At 72.0% G+C, this 19,856-nt stretch carries 17 protein-coding genes; 10 read left to right on the top strand and 7 right to left on the bottom strand.

Annotated elements, in window-relative coordinates; translation table 11 throughout:
• Positions 1 to 8 precede the first annotated feature (8 nt).
• Positions 9 to 1,010, bottom strand: a complete 1,002-nt coding sequence (locus V5F49_RS18980) for a cation diffusion facilitator family transporter (protein WP_394117893.1) — start codon at positions 1,008 to 1,010, stop codon at positions 9 to 11.
• An 87-nt stretch (positions 1,011 to 1,097) separates the two neighbouring features.
• Between V5F49_RS18980 and V5F49_RS18975 the strand changes: the two genes are divergently transcribed.
• Positions 1,098 to 1,241, top strand: coding sequence for a hypothetical protein (locus V5F49_RS18975; protein ID WP_394117892.1), 144 nt, complete (start codon positions 1,098 to 1,100; stop codon positions 1,239 to 1,241).
• Between the two features lie 77 nt (positions 1,242 to 1,318).
• On the opposite strand, the gene pcaD is transcribed toward V5F49_RS18975, so the two are convergent.
• Positions 1,319 to 2,095, bottom strand: a complete 777-nt coding sequence (pcaD, locus tag V5F49_RS18970; protein ID WP_394117891.1) for a 3-oxoadipate enol-lactonase — start codon at positions 2,093 to 2,095, stop codon at positions 1,319 to 1,321.
• A gap of 643 nt (positions 2,096 to 2,738) precedes the next feature.
• Between pcaD and V5F49_RS18965 the strand changes: the two genes are divergently transcribed.
• The 4 genes from V5F49_RS18965 (at position 2,739) to V5F49_RS18950 (ending at position 6,305) form a co-directional block, all read left to right on the top strand.
• On the top strand, positions 2,739 to 4,100 hold the full coding sequence (locus tag V5F49_RS18965; RefSeq protein WP_394117890.1) for a hypothetical protein: 1,362 nt from the start codon (positions 2,739 to 2,741) through the stop codon (positions 4,098 to 4,100).
• 186 nt (positions 4,101 to 4,286) lie between these two features.
• Positions 4,287 to 5,039 (top strand): alpha/beta fold hydrolase, encoded by a 753-nt coding sequence (locus V5F49_RS18960; RefSeq protein WP_394117889.1) that lies wholly within the window; start codon positions 4,287 to 4,289, stop codon positions 5,037 to 5,039.
• 78 nt (positions 5,040 to 5,117) lie between these two features.
• A complete protein-coding gene (gene cysE / locus V5F49_RS18955; RefSeq protein WP_394117888.1) occupies positions 5,118 to 6,017 on the top strand; it encodes a serine O-acetyltransferase in 900 nt (299 codons plus the stop codon).
• Between the two features lie 78 nt (positions 6,018 to 6,095).
• Positions 6,096 to 6,305: a DUF3126 family protein gene (locus V5F49_RS18950; protein ID WP_394117887.1), complete on the top strand. Its 210-nt coding sequence runs from the start codon at positions 6,096 to 6,098 to the stop codon at positions 6,303 to 6,305.
• A gap of 152 nt (positions 6,306 to 6,457) precedes the next feature.
• On the opposite strand, the gene V5F49_RS18945 is transcribed toward V5F49_RS18950, so the two are convergent.
• Together V5F49_RS18945 and V5F49_RS18940 are read right to left on the bottom strand one after the other, a co-directional pair.
• A complete protein-coding gene (locus V5F49_RS18945; protein ID WP_394117886.1) occupies positions 6,458 to 7,660 on the bottom strand; it encodes an FAD-dependent monooxygenase in 1,203 nt (400 codons plus the stop codon).
• Between the two features lie 92 nt (positions 7,661 to 7,752).
• A complete protein-coding gene (locus tag V5F49_RS18940; RefSeq protein ID WP_394117885.1) occupies positions 7,753 to 8,004 on the bottom strand; it encodes a zinc-finger domain-containing protein in 252 nt (83 codons plus the stop codon).
• A gap of 459 nt (positions 8,005 to 8,463) precedes the next feature.
• Between V5F49_RS18940 and V5F49_RS18935 the strand changes: the two genes are divergently transcribed.
• Entirely contained in the window at positions 8,464 to 10,263 is a 1,800-nt protein-coding gene (locus V5F49_RS18935; protein WP_394117884.1) for an ABC transporter ATP-binding protein, read from the top strand.
• A gap of 251 nt (positions 10,264 to 10,514) precedes the next feature.
• On the top strand, positions 10,515 to 11,018 hold the full coding sequence (locus V5F49_RS18930) for a GNAT family N-acetyltransferase (RefSeq protein ID WP_394117883.1): 504 nt from the start codon (positions 10,515 to 10,517) through the stop codon (positions 11,016 to 11,018).
• A gap of 26 nt (positions 11,019 to 11,044) precedes the next feature.
• On the opposite strand, the gene V5F49_RS18925 is transcribed toward V5F49_RS18930, so the two are convergent.
• Together V5F49_RS18925 and V5F49_RS18920 are read right to left on the bottom strand one after the other, a co-directional pair.
• Positions 11,045 to 11,497, bottom strand: a complete 453-nt coding sequence (locus tag V5F49_RS18925; protein ID WP_394117882.1) for a DUF6790 family protein — start codon at positions 11,495 to 11,497, stop codon at positions 11,045 to 11,047.
• A gap of 172 nt (positions 11,498 to 11,669) precedes the next feature.
• On the bottom strand, positions 11,670 to 13,106 hold the full coding sequence (locus tag V5F49_RS18920; protein WP_394117881.1) for a class II 3-deoxy-7-phosphoheptulonate synthase: 1,437 nt from the start codon (positions 13,104 to 13,106) through the stop codon (positions 11,670 to 11,672).
• Positions 13,107 to 13,572: 466 nt separating this feature from the next.
• Between V5F49_RS18920 and V5F49_RS18915 the strand changes: the two genes are divergently transcribed.
• Complete coding sequence (locus V5F49_RS18915; protein WP_394117880.1) at positions 13,573 to 14,847, top strand: multidrug effflux MFS transporter; 1,275 nt, start codon at positions 13,573 to 13,575, stop codon at positions 14,845 to 14,847.
• 165 nt (positions 14,848 to 15,012) lie between these two features.
• Positions 15,013 to 15,909 carry an SHOCT domain-containing protein gene (locus V5F49_RS18910; RefSeq protein WP_394117879.1) on the top strand — a complete coding sequence of 299 codons (897 nt, stop codon included), beginning with the start codon at positions 15,013 to 15,015 and terminating at the stop codon, positions 15,907 to 15,909.
• Between the two features lie 93 nt (positions 15,910 to 16,002).
• Here V5F49_RS18910 and gor read toward each other — a convergent pair whose 3' ends face one another.
• Positions 16,003 to 17,370 (bottom strand): glutathione-disulfide reductase, encoded by a 1,368-nt coding sequence (gene gor / locus V5F49_RS18905; RefSeq protein ID WP_394117878.1) that lies wholly within the window; start codon positions 17,368 to 17,370, stop codon positions 16,003 to 16,005.
• Between the two features lie 162 nt (positions 17,371 to 17,532).
• Here gor and V5F49_RS18900 point away from each other — a divergent pair, with 162 nt between their 5' ends.
• On the top strand, positions 17,533 to 19,647 hold the full coding sequence (locus V5F49_RS18900; RefSeq protein ID WP_394117877.1) for a glycosyltransferase family 2 protein: 2,115 nt from the start codon (positions 17,533 to 17,535) through the stop codon (positions 19,645 to 19,647).
• Positions 19,648 to 19,856 lie beyond the last annotated feature (209 nt).

The following is a 19,856-nucleotide window of genomic DNA, read 5'->3' as shown; positions in this document are numbered from 1 at the left end:
CTTCGGCGTCAGACCACGTCGCGGGGGGCGAGGGCGCAGGCCATGCGCCCCTCTTCCACCTGAAGCACCGGATGGGCGATGCCGAAGCGCGCCTTGAGCCCCTCGCAGGTCGCGCTGAGGAAATCGTCGTCCAGCCCCGCCCCCGGCCGCACCAGATGCACCGAGAGGGCGACCGAGGTGGTGCTGAGGCTCCAGATGTGCAGGTCGTGCACCTCGCTCACCCCCGGCCGGGCGGCGAGCCAGCGCTCCACCTCCTCGGGCTCGATGCCTTCCGGCACCATGTCGAGCGCGAGGTTGAAGCTGTCGCGCAGCAGCCCCCAGGTGCCCGCCACGATCGCCGCGGCGATGGCGAGGGACACCACCGGGTCCAGCCACAGCCAGCCCGTCAGCGCGATCACCGCAGCAGCCGCCACCACGCCCAGCGAGATGGCGCCATCCGCCACCATGTGGATGAAGGCGCCGCGGACGTTCAGGTCGCCCTTGCGGTTGGCCATGAACAGCATGGCCGTGCCCATGTTCACCGCCACGCCCACGAGCGCCACGGCCATCACGATGCCGGTCTTCACCGGCTCGGGATCGGACAGGCGGGAGACGGCCTCGAGAATGATGCCTCCGGTACCCACCAGCAGCAGCACGGCATTGGCGAGGGCGGCGAGGATGGAGGAGCGGCCGTAGCCATAGGTGCGGCGGGCGGTGGGCGCGCGCCGCGACAGCCAGGCGGCGCCCCAGGCCAGAACCAGCCCCAGCACATCGGAAAGGTTGTGCCCGGCATCGGCCAGCAGGGCGAGGGAGCCGGCATAGAGGCCGAACCCCACCTCCACCAGGACGAAGCCGAAGTTCAGCCCGGCGCCGATGGCGAAGGCCCGCAGCGAATCCGGCACCGCATGGGCGTGGCCGGCATGCGAGTGGCCGGAGTGGGAATGGCCGGCGTGGCCGTGGTCATGGTCGTGATCGCCATGGTCGTGGTCGCCATGGCCATGGTCGCCGGGATGGCCATCATCGCCGGCCACGCACAAACTGTCGTTCCCGTTCGCGGAGTTGGGTGTCGGTTCGCCATGCGCATCCGCGGCGGACGCGCGCGCGGGCGGATGCGGGGAATGATCGTGACCGTGGTCGTGATGGGCGTGCGTCCGGTCTGCGCCGGAGGCGGTCGGGACGGCGCCGAGCGGCCGGGTGTCCGGGCCGAACGCGTGGGAACGGCCGTCTTGCGGCGACACCATCCGATCCTCCTGCCAGCCTGAACGAGGCTTCGTCGCGCATGTTCCACAGCGGAGCGGCGAAGTCACGCGCGCGCAACGTCGCGCGGGCGGCGGGCGGTTCAGCCGAGGAAGCCGTCGACGGCGCGCACGAACGCCTCGGGCTGCTCGAGGGCGGAGAGGTGACCACCCGCCAGCCGCTCCAGCCGGGCGCCGGGAATGGCCTCGGCGATGGCCTCGCCCCAGCCCGGCGGCGTGGACCGGTCCTGCTCGGAGACGATGACCAGCGTCGCGGTGCGGATGCGCGCCAGATCGCGGCGGAAGTCCATGTCGCGCATGGCGCAGCAGGTGCCCATGTATCCCGAGGGCGGGGTTGCGGCCACCTGCGCGCGCACCATCGCCACCCGCTGCGGCGCGGCAGCGCGGAAGGCCGGCGAGACCCAGCTGTCCACCACCGCGTCGGCGATGGGCGCGAGGCCCTCGCGCCGCACCGCGCGGATGCGCTGGTCCCAGAAGCGGACAGGGGCCGCATGGGCGGTGGTGTTCGCCAGAACCAGCCGGGTCAGGCGCGCGGGCGCGTTGAGCGCCAGCCACTGGCCCACCATGCCGCCGAGCGAGAGACCGCAGAAATCGGCGCTGGCAAGGCCGAGCCGATCCATGATCGCCAGCACGTCGCGGCCGAGGTCGCCCATGGAATAAACCTGATCCGGCGCCGCGCTTTCGCCGTGGCCGCGCGCATCATAGCGCACCACCCGGCGTCGCCGGGCAAGCAGCGGCACCACCGCGTCCCACATGGCGAGATCGAGGCCGAGCGCGTGGGAGAGGATGAGGGGCGGCCCATCCTCCGGCCCCGTGAACTCGACGCGGAAGCGCTCCCCCGAAAGATCCAGGACAGGCACGGCTCGCCCCTATTCGTATTCAATATACCAGATGTGTAGCGCCTCCACCGCCGGACGCAAGGGCCGACGGGCGCGCACCGGTGAGAAGCGGAAGGCTCTGCACCGCCCGGTCGCACGCGTATGCCGGCCGAGCAGAAAGCGGGACGGGTCCGGCGGCCGCCGACATGGCATCGTCCAGTCCGGGCGCGGATCGCTTCCTCCGGCAGGATGCGACTGACGTGCCCAGCCGCCCATCTTCGGCGGTCGCATACCCCCGCCCATCCGCTCCCGCAGGAGCGGCGGACCGGAATGGGCCCGCCGGAAGTCCCGCCGCGCCGCATCTGCGCAGGTCGCGGGCGCCGGCGCCGGAGGCATCGCACAGCGCCCGCCCGTCGAGCTTCGCCGAGGGAGCGTCCTCTACCCGCACCGCTCCTGCCAGCGGCACCCGGCGCCATCGCCGCGCCGCCGCTGCAAGCCGCGGCGGCGGCCGGACGGTCCCGGCGGCATTGGACGGGCACCTGCCGCCCGAGAACGGGTCAGCCGCAGCCTTGATGGCAAAAGCCCGCCGCACATTCAGATAGGGGCGTGGCGGACCGCATCCGTGTCGCTCCCTCCCACCTTCGACACCGCCGCGAGGGGATGCCATGATGCGGCAGGTTCGCCCATGCTCCGCATTCTCGCCTCCCTCTTCACGCTGCTGGCGCTGCTTGCCGGCTCGCCCTGGCTGCTGCCGCTGGCCAAGGAGAGCGTGAAGCTCGTCGCCGCGCGGGATGATCCGGCGGCGCTGGCGGATCTCGGCCTGGCCGGCTTCACCGCCGACGATGCCGCCCGCGCCATGGAGGCTGCGCTGGCGGCGGACGACGCCGCGCTCGCGGCCTCCTATCTCGCTCTCGCCGATGCCCGCGGCCTCGCCATTCCCGAGGCGCTGCGCAGCCGGGTCGACGTCGCCAATAGCGCCCTCGCCGAGACGATGCGGGCGGCGAAGGCGTTCGGGCTCGGCTTCGTCACGGGCACGCCACAGGACCTGCCGGGGCTCGCCGGAGCCGCCGCCAGCGACCTGATGGTGTGGGGCGACATCCGCGACGCCGGCCGGGAGGGGCTGAAGCTGGCGCGCGGCGAGGAGGCGGACCAGCTCATCCTCGGCCTCTCGGCCGTGGGCCTCGCCATCACCGCCGGCACCTACGCCACCGGCGGTCTCGGCCTGCCCGCGCGCATGGGCATCTCCCTGGTGAAGGTGGCGAAGCGCACCGGCAAGCTCTCCGCGGCGCTCGCGCGCAGCCTGACCCGCGCCGTCCGCGAGGCGGTTGATTTCACCGCGCTGCGCCGCCTCGCCGCCCATCCCGGCACCGTGGACGGCGCCGCGCTGAAGGGCGTCGTGCGCTCCGACCGGGTCGCGACCCTCTCCCGCATGCTGGACGATACCGCGCGGATCGAGGCGAAGGCCGGCACCCGCGCGGCGCTGGAGGCGCTCTCGGTGGCCGATGGCGGCCGCGACCTCGCCCGCGCCGCCCGCCTCGCCGATGCCAAGGGCGTGCAGACCCTCGCCATCCTGAAGACCCTGGGGCGCGGCGCCCTCGTCATCACCGGCGCGCTGTTCCATCTCATCTGGTGGATCTTCGCCACCGCCGCCTATCTGCTGGCGCTGGTGTCGTCGTTCAATTCCTTCTGTGTCGCCTGCGCCCGGCGCACCTGGAAGCGCCCGCGCCGCCGCGCGCCGCTGGCCCGGCAGGAATGGCGGGTCTGGCGCACCGCCCGGACCGCCGCCGGCGGCAACGGCTGCGCCGCACCGCTCCCGCCCCGGTCCGCCAGCATCTCCATCCCCGCGCCGCCCGTCCCGCCGGCGGTGGCACCCGGCGGCGGCACGCCTGCCATTCCGGCCGCCACAGGCCCCGCCGCTCCCGAAGGACCAGCGGGAGAGCCGGCCGCGCTCTCCGCGTTCGGAGCTGCGGTCGCCACCGCCCACCGGCTGGCAGATGGACCTCCTGCCCTCACCGGGGCCTCCCGGCGTGAGCAGGCCGGACCCTAGGGACGACGTGGAGAATCGGTCTCCGCCGCAGCAGGAGCCGGCGACCGCCGCAATCCATCCCGCCTGACATGGCGGGCACCCTCCGCAGCCGGCGCGGATTGCAAGCGCACCCGCGCCTGCACTAGGGTCGCGCCCGATTTGGCCCCGACCATTGGCGCCGGCCCGCGGCGCACGCGCAGGTTCCCCATGCCCCATTTCTCCTCCGACGGCATCGACATCGCCTATTTCGACGTGGGCGCGGGCGATCCCGTCCTGCTGATCCACGGCTTCGCCTCCACCAAGGAGATCAACTGGGTCGGCCCCTCCTGGACCAAGACGCTGGTGGAAGCGGGCTACCGGGCCATCGGCTTCGACCATCGCGGCCACGGCGAGTCCGAGAAGCTCTACGACCCGGCGCTCTACCACACCCGCCTGATGGCCGAGGACGCGCGGCGCCTGCTCGCCCATCTCGGGTTGGAGCGGGCGGACGTGGTCGGCTATTCCATGGGCGCGCGCGTGGGCGCCCAGATGGCCCTGCATGCGCCGGAGGCGGTGCGCTCGCTGATCATGGGCGGCCTCGGCATCCATCTGGTGGATGGCGTCGGCCTCCCCCAGTCCATCGCCGATGCGCTGGAGGCGCCGAGCCTCGACGATGTGTCCGACCCCATGGGCCGCATGTTCCGCGCCTTCGCCGATGCCAACAAGGCGGACCTGAAGGCGCTCGCCGCCTGCATCCGCGGCTCGCGGCAGACGCTGGAGCGGGCCGAGGTGGCGCGCATCTTCCAGCCGGTGCTGGTGGCCATCGGCACCCGCGACGCCGTCTCCGGCCCCGGCCAGCCGCTGGTGGACCTCCTGCCCGACGGCACGCTGCTCGACATTCCCAACCGCGACCACAACCCTGCGGTGGGAGACAAGGTGTTCAAGTCCGGCGCTCTCGAATTCCTGAAGCGCCGACCCTGACATGCGTTCCCGGAACCTCTCGCGTTCGCACCGCTTGTGCTAGAAAGACGGCAAGCTGGATCACCCGAGGAGGCAGGAATGCCGCAGATCAACATGCCCGCGCCGCTCGCCGTGAAGCCCGGCGCCGACGGCCAGACGCCGCGGCTCACCCGTGCCGGAACCGAGCGCTGGCACGACGTGGTGGATCCGGTGTGGGCGCGCGTGCGCAACGAGGCGGACGAGGCGGCCGAGCGCGAGCCCCTGCTCGCCGCCTTCCTCTCCGGCGCGGTGCTGGGCCAGCCGAGCCTCGAGGCCGTGGTGGGCGAGCGCATCGCCGCCCGGCTCGATCATCCGGACCTGCCGGGCAGCGCCATCCGCGCCGCCTGGCTGGAGGCCACCGCCCGCGACAAGACCATCTCGCAGGCCCTGCGCGCCGACATCATGGCGGTGGTGGACCGCGACCCGGCGGCCACCCGCGCGCTGGAGCCGGTGCTGTATTTCAAGGGCTTCCACGCCATCCAGACCCATCGTCTGGCGCATTATCTCTGGCATGCCGGCCAGCGCGACTTCGCGCTCTACCTGCAGAGCCGCGCCTCCTCCGTCTATGCGGTGGACATCCACCCGCAGGTCCCCATGGGCCGCGGCATCTTCCTCGACCACGCCACCGGCGTGGTGATCGGCGCCACCGCCGTGATCGAGGATGACGTCTCCATCCTGCAGGGCGTGACCCTCGGCGGCACCGGCAAGGAGACCGGCGACCGCCATCCCAAGATCCGCCGCGGTGTGCTCATCGGCGCCGGCGCCAAGGTGCTGGGCAACATCGAGGTGGGCCGCTGCGCCCGCGTCGCGGCAGGCTCCGTGGTGCTGAAGCCGGTGCCGCGCAACAGCACGGTGGCCGGCATTCCGGCCAAGGTGGTGGGCGAGGCGGGCTGCGCCGAGCCGTCGCGCTCCATGGACCAGATGTTCGAGGACAACATCTTCGCGGGCGCCGATATCTGAGCGCCGTCGCGCGGCCCCGCTTGATGCCGGGCGCCGGCCCGGCCATAAGGCGGCCATTCGTTCGCAAGGAGACCCACGTTGGAAAAGACCGAGCTCGAGCGCGTGCAGCGCTATCTGCGGACACTGTTCGGCAATCCGCAGATCAAGGTGACTGCCCGCCCGAAGAAGAAGGACTCGGCCGAGGTGTATCTGGGCGAGGAGTTCATCGGCGTCCTGTTCAAGGACGAGGAGGATGGCGACCTCTCCTACAACTTCCAGATGGCCATCCTCGATTCCGACCTGGAGTGAGCGCGCAGAGGGGCGGAGCGCGCCAGCCGCGCGCCTGCATCCCGTGCCCTGACAGATGATCCGACGGCCGGCCCTGCGCCGGCCGTTGGCGTTTAAGGGGCCTCGCGATCAGGCTGCGATGCGTCCGGCGGAGGGCGCCGGACCCGGCGCGGTCAGGCGCCGTAGATCCAGCCGTAGCGGTCGAGCAGCGCCGCGCCCTGCCGGCGCAGCACCAGGTCCCGGGCGATGCGCGGCGGGCCGGACAAATGATAGACGATGCCGTTGCGCCGGGCCTCGCTCTGGATGCGGGCGGTGCGGCCGCGCCGCTCGGCCTCGTAGGCACGGAGCGCGGCCGCGGCATCGCTCTCCCGGCCGATGGCGGCGGCGAGAGCGGCGGCATCCTCGATGGCCTGCGCCGCCCCCTGCGCCAGGAACGGCAACATAGCGTGGGCCGCATCCCCCAGCAGGGTCACGCGGCCGGTGCTCCAGCGTGGCAGCGGCTCGATATCGTAGAGGCCCCAGCACAGAAAGTGCGAGGCGCCCGCCAGCAGGTCGCGCACCTCCGGCGCCCAATCGGCGAAGGCGGCGTGGACGGCGGCGCTGTCGCCGGGCGCGCTCCAGCGGGCCACCGGCGTGTCCTGCCGCACGATGGCGACGAGGTTGAGCGTGTTGCCGCCCTGCACCGGATAGGCCACGAGATGGGCGTCGCGCCCCAGATACAGCCGCACGTCCGGCGGATGGCGCGCCGGCAGGGGAACCGTGGCGCGATAGGCCAGCCGGCGCGAGAACACCGGCGGCCGGGCGACGCCCAGATGGGCCCGCACGGCGGAGCGCACGCCATCGGCGCCTACGAGAATGTCGGCGCCGTGGGCGATCAGGTTCTCGCCCTGCTTCACCACCGCGCGCACGCTGCCGAACGCCGGCTCCACGGCGGTGAGATCCGAGCCGAGGGCGAGGATGGCGCCCTCCTCCTGGGCCGCCTCGGCCAGCAGGTTCTGCAGGTCCGCCCGGTGCACCACGAGGAAAGGCGCGCCATAGCGCGTCACCGCCGGCCCGTAATGGGCGCGGGTGATGGTGGCGCCGGAGCGGCCGTCGCGCACATCGAGCGAGCGCGGGGCGACGGCCACCTGCTCCAGCCGCTTGAGCAGGCCGAAGTCGCGCAGGATGCGCGTGGCGTTGGGGGTGAGCTGAAGCCCGGCGCCCACTTCCTTCAGCTTGCGCGCCTGCTCCACCACCTGAACGGTGAGGCCGGCACGGCGCAGGGCGATGGCGCAGGCGAGACCGCCGATGCCGGCGCCAACCACGACGGCGCTGCGCGCGGCGCGCTTGGCTGCGGGCGGGCGCGGCTTCGGCCGGAAGGGAATGGGATCGGCCATGGCGGGACCCGGCTCCGCGGAGCCGGCCGGATCGATTCTCGTTCAAGGCGGCCAGCCGGCAGGCGTGGCCGCGAGGGATCAGACCCCGGCGATCAGGCCGCGGCCGGCGCGTCGTGCCACACGCACGCTTCCGGCTTCGCCTCGCCCGCCGAAAGGGCGGGGTTGTAGCGGTAGAGCGTGGAGCAATAAGGGCAGACGGCGTCGTTGTCCCCGCCCAGATCGATGAAGATGTGCGGGTGGTCGAACGGCGGGTTGGCGCCGATGCACATGAATTCCTTGCTGCCCACCTCGATCAGGGTGACGCCGAGGTCGTTGCAGAAGTGGGGAATGCCGGTGTCCGCCATGGTTCCGCCCGTGCGCGATCAAAAATCGGCCGCGACCTTAGCGTCTCATGCGCCGCGGTGAAAGGCCCCGTTCCGCGGCACATCGGCCGATGCGCACGGGGCAAGCCGGATCCGATCCGGATGGCGGCGCCCTGCCGTCACACCATCCACAGGCACGCACGCCACAGGCACGCACGAGGGAGGGGTTCCATGCAGCACATGATGTCCGGCCAGCCCATCCCCGATCGCGGCCGGTTCCGGCGCACCCACCACACCGACATCATTCCCAGGCGTCCGCGCCGCTAGGCCCTCCTCCGGCCCCGCGCCCGCGCCCCGCCCGACGCCTTGCCGCGACGGGGCGGCGGCCCGCGCGCCTGCCGGATGGTTCCGCCTCTGCCGATGTCCACCGGCGCGCCCGCGCCGACCTCTCTTTGTCCGAACCAGGGACCGGCCCTGCGCCTCGCGCGGCCGGCACATGTCATGTCGCTCTTCCAGACCCACCGGCGCGGCGTCAGCATCCGCGCGCTGTTCTCCTTCCTTGCCGGGCACTGGCGCCGCAGGCCGGGGCTGATCGCCGGCACGCTCACGGCGGTGCTGGCGGCAACGCTCGCCGAGGTGTGCGTGCCGCTGTTCGCCGGCCGGCTCATCGATGCCGTCTCGGGCACCGACCGCGCGGCCGCGTGGCAGGCGGCGACGGCTGCCTTCCTCGCCATCATCGGCCTTGGCACAGTGATGGTGGCGGCGCGCCACGCCACCTATGTCGTCCTCGTGCGTCTCACCCTGCGCATGATGTCGGACCTCGCGGCCGATGCCTTCGCCCGGGTGCAGCGCTTCCCCGCCGACTGGCACGCCTCCACCTTCGCCGGCTCCACCGTGCGCAAGATCTCGCGCGGGATGTGGTCGCTCGACATGCTGCACGACACGCTGCTGGTGGCGCTGTTCCCCTCGCTGGTGGCGCTCGCCGGCTCGGCGCTGCTGCTCGGCTGGCACTGGCCGCTGATGGGCGCTGTGGTGGCGGTGGGCGCGGTGGCGTTCGTCGCCCTCACGCTCGCCCTGTCGATGACCTACGTGGCTCCGGCCGCGCGCCTCTCCAACCAGTGGGACACCCGCGTCGGCGGCGTGCTGGCGGATGCGGTGGGCTGCAACGCGGTGGTGAAGGGCTTCGGCGCCGAGGCGCGGGAGGAGGCGCGGCTGTCCCGCGTGCTCGCCAAGTGGAACGCCCGCACCCTGCGCACCTGGATGGCCGGCACCTGGGCGGGCACCGCGCAGCTGCTGGCGCTGGTGGCGCTGCAGGCGGCCATCCTCGGCACCGCGCTGGTGCTGTGGCGGCGGGGCGAAGCCAGCGCCGGCGACATGGCCTATGTGCTCGCCACCTATTTCGTCGTGCATTCCTACCTGCGCGACATCGGCATGCACATCCACAATCTCCAGCGCGCGCTGAACGAGCTGGAGGAGCTGGTGGAGATCCACCACCACAAGGTGGCGATCGCCGATGCGCCGGCCGCGGTGCCGGCGCGGGTCGAGGACGGGCGGATCGCCTTCGAGAACGTCACGTTCCGCTATGGCGGCCACGCGACGCCGCTCTATGACGATCTCAGCGTCACCATCGACGCCGGGGAGCGGGTGGGCCTCGTCGGCCATTCCGGCTCGGGCAAGACGACGTTCGTAAAGCTGATCCAGCGGCTGCATGACGTCTCCGCCGGGCGGGTGCTGGTGGACGGGCAGGACGTGCGGGAGGTGACGCAGGCCTCGCTGCGGCGCGCCATCGCCGTGGTCCAGCAGGAACCGGTGCTGTTCCATCGCTCGCTGATGGAGAACATCGCCTATGCCCGGCCCGATGCCGATTTCGCCGACATCCGCCGGGCCGCCGAGCTCGCCAATGCGGCCGGCTTCATCGATCGCCTGCCGCGCGGCTACGGCACGCTGGTGGGCGAGCGGGGCGTGAAGCTCTCCGGCGGCGAGCGCCAGCGCATCGCCATCGCCCGCGCCTTCCTCGCCGATGCGCCGATCCTCATCCTGGACGAGGCCACCTCCAGCCTCGATTCGGAATCCGAGGCGGCGATCCAGGAGGCCATGGAGCGGCTGATGGTGGGGCGGACCACGCTGGTCATCGCTCACCGCCTGTCCACGGTGCGCGCGCTCGACCGGCTCCTGGTGTTCGACAAGGGCCGCATCGTCGAGGAGGGCGACCACGATGCCCTGGTCAAGCGCGAGGGCGGCCTCTACCGGCGGCTGTTCGAGCGTCAGGCGCTGGAGCTGTCGCGCGGGCTGGCTGCGTGAGGAGACGGGGAGAGCGTGCCGGCGGCGCCCTCTCCCCGTCCTTGCCGGACGCGCCGCACACGGCCACTGGACCTTCCGGAGCGGCCGTGCTATCCGCCCCGGCCATTCTCGTGAGGGGACCATGGGCATTCGCCTTCAGCGACGACGACAGGACGCGCAGCGCACCAGCGCCCGCGCCGTGCCGCCCGCCTGACGGTCTTTGGGCCGGTCTCGCGGGTCTCTTGTCCTGCCCGCACAGATCCAGGCCTCCCATGACCGAGCTTCCCCTCGCCATTGCCGTCGAGACGGCATCCGACGACCACGACATCGACCGGCTCCACGAACGCACCTTCGGTCCCGGCCGGTTCGCGCGCACGGCGTTCCGCATCCGCGAGCAGACCCACCATGAGCGCGCCTTGTCCTTCACCGCGCGGGTGGGCAACATGCTGGTGGGCTCGGTGCGGCTGACGCACGTGCGGATCGGCGCGACCCCGGCGCTTCTCCTCGGACCGCTGACGGTGGAGCCCCCGTTCCAGTCGGTGGGCATCGGCGCCCGGCTGATGGAGGTGGCGCTGGAGGCCGCGCGGCAGGCCGGCCATGGCCTCGTGGTGCTGGTGGGCGATGCCCCCTATTACGCCCGCTTCGGCTTCCGCCCCGTGCCGGTCGGCCAGGTGACGCTGCCCGGCCCGGTGGACCCGAACCGCCTGCTGGTGGCGGAACTGAGCGACGGCGCGTTCTCCGGCGTCTCGGGCATGGTGAGCGGCGGGGCGGGCTGAACCGACCGCGCCCTTTCTCCCGCGCCTCACCCGCGCAGCATCGCCGCCGTCGCCAGAACCGCCACCATCGCGAGGTCGGAGACCATGGCGATGGTCTCGGTGCGGTTCCGGCCCGGCCGCATCACGTGGCGCAGGCCGGCGAGGAGCAGGAACAGGCCGCCCGCCACCGCAGCCGGCGTGAGGAAGGCCGGAAAGACGAGGGAGAGAAGGCCCAGCAGGCCGAAGGCGAGGTTGGCGAAGCCCAGCTCCTGCACGATCACCTGCGCCTTGGGATCGGCGATCTCGAAGATGGTCTGCGCGGTGAACGCCGGCTGCGCCACCTGCTTCACCCCGGCAAGGCCGAGCCGCGCGCCGATGCCCCAGAACACGAACCACTTGAGCACCAGCGCGGCCGCCGGGCCGCCCGCCACCACCAGCTCGACAAGCACGCTCGCGAGCGGGGCGACGAGCATCAGCAGGAGGAGGACGGCGAGATACATGCGAAACCGTCCGGGCTCGGGGGACGTGGACACACGGCCCCATGATCGGGGAAACGCCCGGCCAATGTAAGCCGGAGCGCGGCCATTTCCCGGCGGGTGGAGCGGTGCGGGCCCCGGAAACGAAAACGGCGGGCCCGAAGCCCGCCGTTCCGTCTGTTTCAGGTGCGTCCGCTCACTCCGCGGCGGCCACGTGCGGGCGGCCGCGGGCGATGCGCTCGCGCTTGAGCAGCTCGGCCACCAGGAAGGCGGTCTCGATGGCCTGCTCGGCGTTGAGGCGCGGATCGCAGTAGGTGTGGTAGCGGTCGCGCAGGTCCTCGTCGGAGATGGCGCGGGCGCCGCCGGTGCATTCGGTGACGTTCTTGCCGGTCATCTCCAGGTGCACGCCACCGGCGAAGGTGCCTTCCGCCGCATGGATGTCGAAGAACGAGCGGATCTCCGACTGGATGCGGTCGAACGGCCGGGTCTTGTAGCCCGAGGCGGCCTTGATGGTGTTGCCGTGCATGGGATCGCACGACCACGCCACCACGCGGCCTTCCTTCTCCACCGCGCGGATCAGGGCGGGCAGGTGCTCGCCGATCTTGTCCGCGCCGAAGCGGCAGATGAGGCTGATGCGTCCGGGCTCGTTGTCGGGCTGGAGGATGTCCAGCAGGCGGATGAGGCCGTCGCCGGTGAGCGAGGGGCCGCACTTGATGCCGATGGGATTGCGGATGCCGCGGAAATACTCGACATGCGCATGGTCCGGCTGGCGGGTGCGGTCGCCGATCCACAGCAGGTGGCCGGAGGTGGCGTACCAGTCGCCCGAGGTGGAATCGACGCGGGTCAGCGCCTCCTCATAGCCCAGAAGCAGCGCCTCGTGGCTGGTGAAGAAATCGGTGGTCCGCATCTCCGGGTGGCTGTGCGGGTCGATCCCGCAGGCGCGCATGAAGTCGAGCGCCTGGGTGATGCGGTCCGCCAGCTCCTGGTAGCGCGAGGACTGGGGGCTGTCCTTCACGAAGCCCAGCATCCACTGGTGGGCGTTCTCGAGGTTGGCATAGCCGCCGGTCGCGAACGCGCGCAGCAGGTTCAGCGTCGCCGCCGACTGGCGATACGCCTCGATCTGCCGGCGCGGATCCGGCACGCGGGCCTCGGGGGTGAAGGCGATGTCGTTGACGATGTCGCCGCGGTAGCTGGGCAGCGTCACGCCATTCTCCGTCTCCGTGTCGGAGGAGCGGGGCTTGGCGAACTGGCCGGCGATGCGGCCCACCTTCACCACCGGCGAGCCGCCGGCGAACGTGAGCACCACCGCCATCTGCAGGAAGACGCGGAAGAAATCGCGGATGTTGTCGGCGGAGTGCTCGTCGAAGCTCTCGGCGCAGTCACCGCCCTGCAGCAGGAACGCCTCGCCCTTCGCCACCTTGGCGAGCTCCGCCTTCAGGCGACGGGCCTCGCCGGCGAACACCAGCGGCGGGTAGGAGGCGAGCTTGGCTTCCACCTCGGCGAGGGCAGGCTTGTCCGGATAATCGGGCATCTGCACGCCGGGATAAAATCGCCAGCTGTCCGGACGCCAGCCTTCGGCGCGGCGAGAAGCCTCGGCGCCAGGGACGGGTGCGGATTGCGGGCGGGTCACCATTTCACTCTCCTGTTGCGGATGCCGGCCGGCTCCTCCGGGCCGACCCGGACCGGCGTTCCTCTTGTGTTCGCCGGACCGGAAGGCGGGCTTATACACGAACCGGCGGCCCACAGGAAGGACGCGCCGCAAATGGCGATTCGGGCCGGCGGCGACAAGCCTCGCCGCACCTCCGGCGCAGCCCGAGCTCGGACCCGTGACCGGGGTCGCTTGCCCGCCCGCCCCGATGCGAGCAGGCGCCACCCGCGCCAGTGCCGACATGGCGCGCCGCGCCCGGCGCGCCCCTCCCCCAACCCCACTCCCTCGCGATCTTGTGCATCCCGCGGCACGCGCGGCCGGGCGGCGGCGGAGGCCGGCCACCTTCTCCTGCGTCGCGCCATGGCCTATGTGTGTCGCTCCTCGCGGCCGCCCTGCCCGGCCGCCGCCCCCCTCGTGTCTGTTGCGGGACACGCCAACTCCCGAGCGTGCCATGTCCCAGCCCCAGCGGGCCTCCGCGACCCGTGATGCCGCGTCTCCGGCGCACCCGGCGCCGAAGCCCCTGCGCCCGCCCTTCGCGGAATTCGTCGCCATCATCGCCCTGCTCATGGGCATGACGGCCTTCTCCATCGACAACCTGCTGCCGGCCTTCGGCGCCATCCGCGCCGATTTCGCGCTGGCCGATCCCAACCAGGTGCAGGTGCTGGTCTACGCCTACCTGTTCGGCATCGGCGTGGCGCAGTTCTTCTACGGGCCGCTCTCCGACGTGCTCGGGCGCCGGCCGATCCTGTTCGGCGGCCTCGCCATCTATGCGGCCGGCGGCATCGTCGCGCTGTTCGCGACGGATTTCGGGACGCTGGTCGCCGCGCGCCTTGTGCAGGGCGTGGGCGCGGCGGCGGGGCGCGTGCTGGCGGTGGCCATCGTGCGCGACCGCTTCGAGGGCCGCGAGATGGCGCGCATCATGTCGCTGAGCATGATGGTGTTCCTCACCGTCCCGATCATCGCGCCGGCGCTGGGCAGCATCATCCTCGTCTTCGGCTCGTGGCACCTCATCTTCCTCGCCATGCTGGCGCTGGCAGTGCTGCTGTGGGCGTGGTTCGGCCTGCGCATGCCGGAGACGCTGCATCCGGAATACCGGATCCCCTTCTCCTTCATCTCCATCGGCCGCGGCATGGGGCTGACGCTGCGCGCCCGCCGCACCGTGGGCTATGCCATTGCCATGGGCCTGATGATGGGCTCGCTGATGGCCTACGTGGGCTCGGCCTCTCAGGTGTTCCAGACCGACGTCTACGCCCTCGGCCACCTGTTCCCGGTGGCGTTCGCGGCGGTGGCGGGCATCATGGCCGTCGCCTCCTTCCTGAACGCCGCGCTGGTGCGCCGGCTCGGCATGCGGCGGCTGTCGCACGGCGGCATGTGCGGGTTCGTGGCGGTGGGGGCGGCCATGGTGGCGGCCAGCATCGCCTTCGACGGCAAGCCTCCGGTGGTGCTGTTCTGCGCGCTGGTTGCGGCGGGGCAGTTCCTGTTCGCGCTCACCGTGCCGAACTTCAATTCCATCGCCATGGAGCCTCTGGGCGCGGTGGCGGGCACGGCCTCCTCGTTCATCGGCGGCTTCACGACGCTGATGTCGTCCGTGCTCGGCTATCTGGTCGGGCGCGCCTTCGACGGCACGGTGCTGCCGCTGAGCCTCGGCTACATGGTGCTCGGCGCCATCGCCGTCCTGTTCGTTCTGTGGGCGGAAAAGGGCCGCCTGTTCGGACACCAGCCGTAGGCGACCGGGAACGCGGGGACGGGCGGACCCGTGCGGGCGGCATGGCTGCCCTGCTCCCGGCCCCTGATTCTGTCGGCGATCTGTGCCCGAGCCGTGGTAGAAGACGGCAACGCCGACACGCGGGCGCCATTCCGCGCCCGTTGACCGAGCCATGTCAGGAGCCCCATGCCTCAGCTCTCGCCGGAAGGCCAGGCGGCCATCAACGCCATTTCCCAGCGCACCGGCTTCAGCCCGGATGCGGTCACCTCCATGCTGTTCTCGGTGATCGCCGGCAACGGCACGATGGCTCAGTTCAACCATCCCGAATTCGGCGGGTCCGGCCAGTGGATGGCGGGCGGGATGACCATGGTCTCGGACATGTTCAACAACTACCTGAAGTGCCGGGTGGACGGCCTGTGCAGCGAGTTGTCGAACCTCGTCGCCAGCCAGCCCGGCCTCACCCAGACCGGCAGCTTCCAGTCCCAGAGCCAGAGCGGCGGCTATCCCGGCGGCGGGCAGTGGCAGTCGAGCGGGGGCGGCGGCTTCGGCGGCAGCCTCGGGGGGAGCATGGGCGGCAATCAGCCCAGCCTGTTCGTGCCGGACGCCTCCGGCAGCTTCAACTGGTGGCCGGCCGATCTCGGCCAGCCGGCCAGCACCGGCGCGCAGAACGGGGTGCGCTATGCGTATTTCCCGGGCGCCCGCCGCCTCGCCATCGACCTCAACGGCCAGGTCACCGTCTATGACAGCCTCGATCACCAGATCGGCGGCTTTTCCCAGCAGCAGGGCGGCTCGGGTTCGCTCACCTTCACCAGCCAGTATGGCACGGTGTTCGTGTCCAGCCTGCCGATCGTGAGCGGCGCCCCGCAGGCCCCGGCCTATGCCCCGCCGCCGGTCTACGAGCCGGCGCCGCAGCAGCAGACCTATGCGCCGCCGACCCAGACCCAGGGCTACGGCGCGGCCCCGCCGCTCGGCCAGAGCGAGGTGATCTCCGCCATCGAGAAGCTGGCCGATCTCCACGCCAAGGGCATCCTGAGCGACCAGGAATTCAGCACCAAGAAGGCCGAGCTGCTCAGCCGCCTCTGAGCGCCGCGGCGGGCCGAGGCCGATCCGCGGCCGGCGCCATGCCGGCCCCTCTCCCAACGATGCGCGGACCCGTTCGCTGGCCGTGAGCGGCATTCAGACGGTGCGCGTGGCCGTGCGCATGGTCACCAGCTCTTCCGCCGATGTGGGATGGACGGCGACGGTGCGGTCGAAGTCCGCCTTCGTCGCCTTCAGCCCCAGCGCCACGGCGGCGAGCTGGATCATCTCCGCCGCCGCCTCGCCCATGACGTGGCAGCCGAGCACGCGGTCCGTCTCCCGGTCCACCACCAGCTTCATGAAGGTGCGCGTCTGGCGGCCGGAGAGCGTGGCCTTCAGCGGCCGGAACTCGGTACTGTAGATGTCCACCGGCCGGCCGGCGGCGCGCGCCGCCTCCTCGCTCAGGCCCACGGTGCCGATCTCCGGCTCGGAGAAGACGGCGGTGGCGACGAGCGAGTGGTCCACGCTCCACGGCTTGTTGCCGAACACCGTGTCGGCGAAGGCGTGCCCCTCGCGGATGGCCACCGGCGTCAGGTTCACCCGGTTGGTCACGTCGCCGACCGCGTAGATGGACGGCACGTTGGTGCGGCTCTGCCCGTCCACCAGCACCGCTCCGGCGGCGTCCAGCTCCACCCCCGCCTCCTCCAGCCCGAGGTTGCGGGTGTTGGGGATGCGGCCGATGGCGAGCATCACCTCGTCCACCTCGACCACGGAACCGTCGGAGAGGGTGACGCGCTTGCCGCCGGCAATCGCCTCGATGGAGGAAAGGGTGCGGCCGGAGGCGAGATGGATGCCGGCGCGCGTCATCTCCGTCTCCAGATGGTCGCGGATCTCCTCGTCGAACCCGCGCAGCACCTTGGCGCCGCGATAGACCAGCGTCACCTCGGCGCCGAGCGAGCGGAACAGGCCGGCGAACTCCACCGCGATGTATCCGGCGCCCTGGATCAGGATGCGGTTGGGGAACTGGCTGAGGTTGAAGGCTTCGTTGGAGGTGATCGCCAGCTCGCAGCCGGGGATCGCCGGCCCCAGCGCCGGCTGGGCGCCCGTGGCGATGAGGATGTGGCCGGCGGTCACTTCCTCGCCGGTGGCGAGAAGGCGCACCCGGTTGCGGCCCGCGAGCACGGCACGGGAGGCCACCACCTCGACCCCGGCATTCTCGGCGTTGCGGCGGTAGATGCCCTCCAGCCGGGCGATCTCCTTGTCCTTGTTGGCGACCAGGGTGAGCCAGTCGAACTCCGGCTCGCCGACGCGCCAGCCGAAGCCGGCCATGTCCTCCAGCTCGTGGGCGAAGCGGCCGGCGTAGACGAACAGCTTCTTGGGCACGCAGCCGCGGATCACGCAGGTTCCGCCCATGCGGTATTCCTCCGCCATCATCACCCGCGCGCCATGCTGGGCCGCGATGCGCGCCGCGCGCACGCCGCCCGAGCCGCCGCCAATGACGAACAGATCCACTTCTCGCAGTGCCATCACATGCTCCCGCCTCGCGCGCCGGCTCCCAGCTGCGCCTCGACTATGTGGGGGCCACTTGAGGGGGGCGCCACCTCTGCGTCAAGCAATGCTGCCGCGCGCTCCCGGCTTGCCGAGGCCGCGCCGGGGTGCTTCAACGCGCCGGGACCGAGCAGGACAGCCATGGCCGAGACCGACATTCCGCCCCTGTGGCTCGCCGCCGCGCCGGGCCGCGACGCGCGACGGCGCTTCCGCCTGCCGTTCGTGCTGCGGATGCGGGCGGCGCGCGACGGGCTGCCGCTGGTGGTGGAGGCGCGCGGCGCCGACTTTCCGCTCGCCCTCACCATCCGTGACCGCAGGGGCGCGGTGCGCGGACAGGAGGTGCTGGCCGCACCGGGACCGGGGGTCATCACCCTGCCGCCCGGCGGCGCGCTGATCGAGGTGGAGGGCGCCTCGGCGGCGCTGCGGCTCGGCTACTACCCCCTCCACAAGGTGGCGCTGAAGCTCCACGCCTTCGCCAACGGGCCGTTCTCCGGCGGGCTCGGCCCGCGCTGGAAGGAGGCCGGGGTCGCCGCGCGCACCCTGCGCGGCGCGCTCCGGGCGCGGCTGTCCGCCTCCTCCGCCCGCCGCAGCGGCGAGGCAGCGGCCTATCGGGCCTTCCGCGCCCGCTATGTGGAAGACTTCCGCGAGGTGCCGGCGCCGGATGCCGCGCCCCGCCTCAGCCTTCTCACCGATGCCACGGATGTGTCCGCCGACCGGCTCGCCCGCTGCGCCCGCGCCGTCGCTGCGCAGACGGACCGCGCGTTCGAGTGGATCGTCGTCCTGCCCGAGGAGCGCCGGGCGACCGAGGGCGCGCCCCTCACCGCCATGGGAGCGCAGGTCATCGCCAGCGCGGCCGTGACGGGCGGCGGCCGGCTGGCGGACGCCCTCGCCGCGGCAACCGGCGGGCTGGTTCTGGTGCTCGACCCCACCGGGCGCCCCACCCGGGACGCCGTGGCGCTGATCCGCGCCACCTTCGCCCGGCATCCCGACTGCGCCCTCGCCTATGCGGACGAGGAGCGGCTCGACGCCTCGGGCACGCCCCTGCACGGCGTGTTCCACCCGGCCTTCAACCGGCATCTCATGGAAGCCTCGGGCTATCTCCGCGCCTTCGCCGCCCTGCCGCGGGCGGATGCCATCCGTCTTGGCCTTCCCGCGGCGGACGGGGCGGCGGCGGCGTTCGACCTGCTGCTGCGCCAGTCGCGCGCCTGCGGACCGGAGCGCATCCGCCACGTGCCCCGCGTGGCCTGGGGAGCGGAGGATCACCCGCCCGGCTTCGCGCCCGAGGCCATCGGGGATGCCGCCCGCCTGCTCTCCGCATCCACCGGCCTGCCGGTGGAGATCACCGGCGGTCGCCACCTGCGGCCGCTCTATGGCGTGCCGGAGCCGGCGCCGCTCGTCTCCATCGTGGTGCCGACCCGCGACCGCGCCGCCCTGCTTGCCACGGCCCTGCGCACGCTGATCGCCGGCACAGACTACCGCGCCTTCGAGATCATCATCGTGGACAACGGCTCGGTGGAGCCCGAGACCTTCGCGCTGTTCGACGAGATCCGCGCCGCCTGGCCGGCCACCACGGTGGTGCGCGACGACGGCGGCTTCAACTTCCCGCGCATCTGCAACCTGGGGGTCGATGCCGCCAGGGGCGACATGATCCTCCTGCTCAACAACGACGTGGAGGTGGTGGAGCCGGGCTGGCTGTCGGAGATCGTGGCCCTCGCCAGCCTGCCGGGCGCGGGCGTCGTCGGCGCCAAGCTGCTGTTCCCGGATCGCACGGTGCAGCACGCCGGCGCCATCGTCGGCCTGTTCCGCTATGCCGACCACTGGTTCGCCCACAGCGCCGCCGACGCGCCGGGCTACGAGGACCGCCTCATGGTGCGGCAGAACCTCTCCGCCGTCACCGCCGCCTGCCTGCTGATCCGTCGCGACGTGTGGGACGCCATCGGCCCTCTCGACGCCGAGCGCTTCGCCGAGGACTGCAACGACATCGATCTGTGCCTGCGCGCCCGCCGCGCCGGCTACGAGGTGGTGTTCAGCCCGTTCGCGCTGCTGGTCCACCACGAATCCGCCTCACGCGGGAAGAAGCGGGCCAAGGCGCACCGGGAGCGGCTGAAGGCGCAGCGCGCGCGCATGGAGGCCATCTGGCACAATTCCACGCTGGTGGACCCGCACTACAGCCCCAACCTCGACCGCAAGAGCCTGTTCGCGGCCCAGGCCCGGGCGCCAGAAGGCCCCCGCGCGCCGCGCACGGGCGAGGTGTAGTGCACGGGATAGGCAGCATGACGCCAGATGGGATGGAGCAATTGCATCGCGCTACACTGTTGCTCGTTGCTGCTGGTTATCTATGCGGATGCACGAGCCAGAGAGAAATCTACACGACCCCGGACGGGCTTGAAGTGGATGCGACCGTGCGCTCTGGCACGTTTTCCGGCTACATCCGGAATGGAAATATGCGCGCCGTCGCCCGGTTC

This window comes from Xanthobacter lutulentifluminis (assembly GCF_043194675.2).
Taxonomy (GTDB): Bacteria; Pseudomonadota; Alphaproteobacteria; order Rhizobiales; family Xanthobacteraceae; genus Xanthobacter.
This window is presented reverse-complemented; position numbering and strand designations above follow the sequence as displayed.

Bases quoted from the DNA above. Each gene is read 5' to 3' on its own strand.
- gor (WP_394117878.1), bottom strand. From the start codon at position 17,370: ATGGCACTGCGAGAAGTGGATCTGTTCGTCATTGGCGGCGGCTCGGGC.
- V5F49_RS18910 (WP_394117879.1), top strand. From the start codon at position 15,013: ATGCCTCAGCTCTCGCCGGAAGGCCAGGCGGCCATCAACGCCATTTCC.
- V5F49_RS18940 (WP_394117885.1), bottom strand. From the start codon at position 8,004: ATGGCGGACACCGGCATTCCCCACTTCTGCAACGACCTCGGCGTCACC.
- cysE (WP_394117888.1), top strand. From the start codon at position 5,118: ATGCCGCAGATCAACATGCCCGCGCCGCTCGCCGTGAAGCCCGGCGCC.
- V5F49_RS18945 (WP_394117886.1), bottom strand. From the start codon at position 7,660: ATGGCCGATCCCATTCCCTTCCGGCCGAAGCCGCGCCCGCCCGCAGCC.
- V5F49_RS18965 (WP_394117890.1), top strand. From the start codon at position 2,739: ATGCTCCGCATTCTCGCCTCCCTCTTCACGCTGCTGGCGCTGCTTGCC.
- V5F49_RS18925 (WP_394117882.1), bottom strand. From the start codon at position 11,497: ATGTATCTCGCCGTCCTCCTCCTGCTGATGCTCGTCGCCCCGCTCGCG.
- V5F49_RS18900 (WP_394117877.1), top strand. From the start codon at position 17,533: ATGGCCGAGACCGACATTCCGCCCCTGTGGCTCGCCGCCGCGCCGGGC.
- V5F49_RS18935 (WP_394117884.1), top strand. From the start codon at position 8,464: ATGTCGCTCTTCCAGACCCACCGGCGCGGCGTCAGCATCCGCGCGCTG.
- V5F49_RS18930 (WP_394117883.1), top strand. From the start codon at position 10,515: ATGACCGAGCTTCCCCTCGCCATTGCCGTCGAGACGGCATCCGACGAC.
- V5F49_RS18975 (WP_394117892.1), top strand. From the start codon at position 1,098: ATGATCGTGACCGTGGTCGTGATGGGCGTGCGTCCGGTCTGCGCCGGA.
- V5F49_RS18915 (WP_394117880.1), top strand. From the start codon at position 13,573: ATGTCCCAGCCCCAGCGGGCCTCCGCGACCCGTGATGCCGCGTCTCCG.
- V5F49_RS18960 (WP_394117889.1), top strand. From the start codon at position 4,287: ATGCCCCATTTCTCCTCCGACGGCATCGACATCGCCTATTTCGACGTG.
- V5F49_RS18920 (WP_394117881.1), bottom strand. From the start codon at position 13,106: ATGGTGACCCGCCCGCAATCCGCACCCGTCCCTGGCGCCGAGGCTTCT.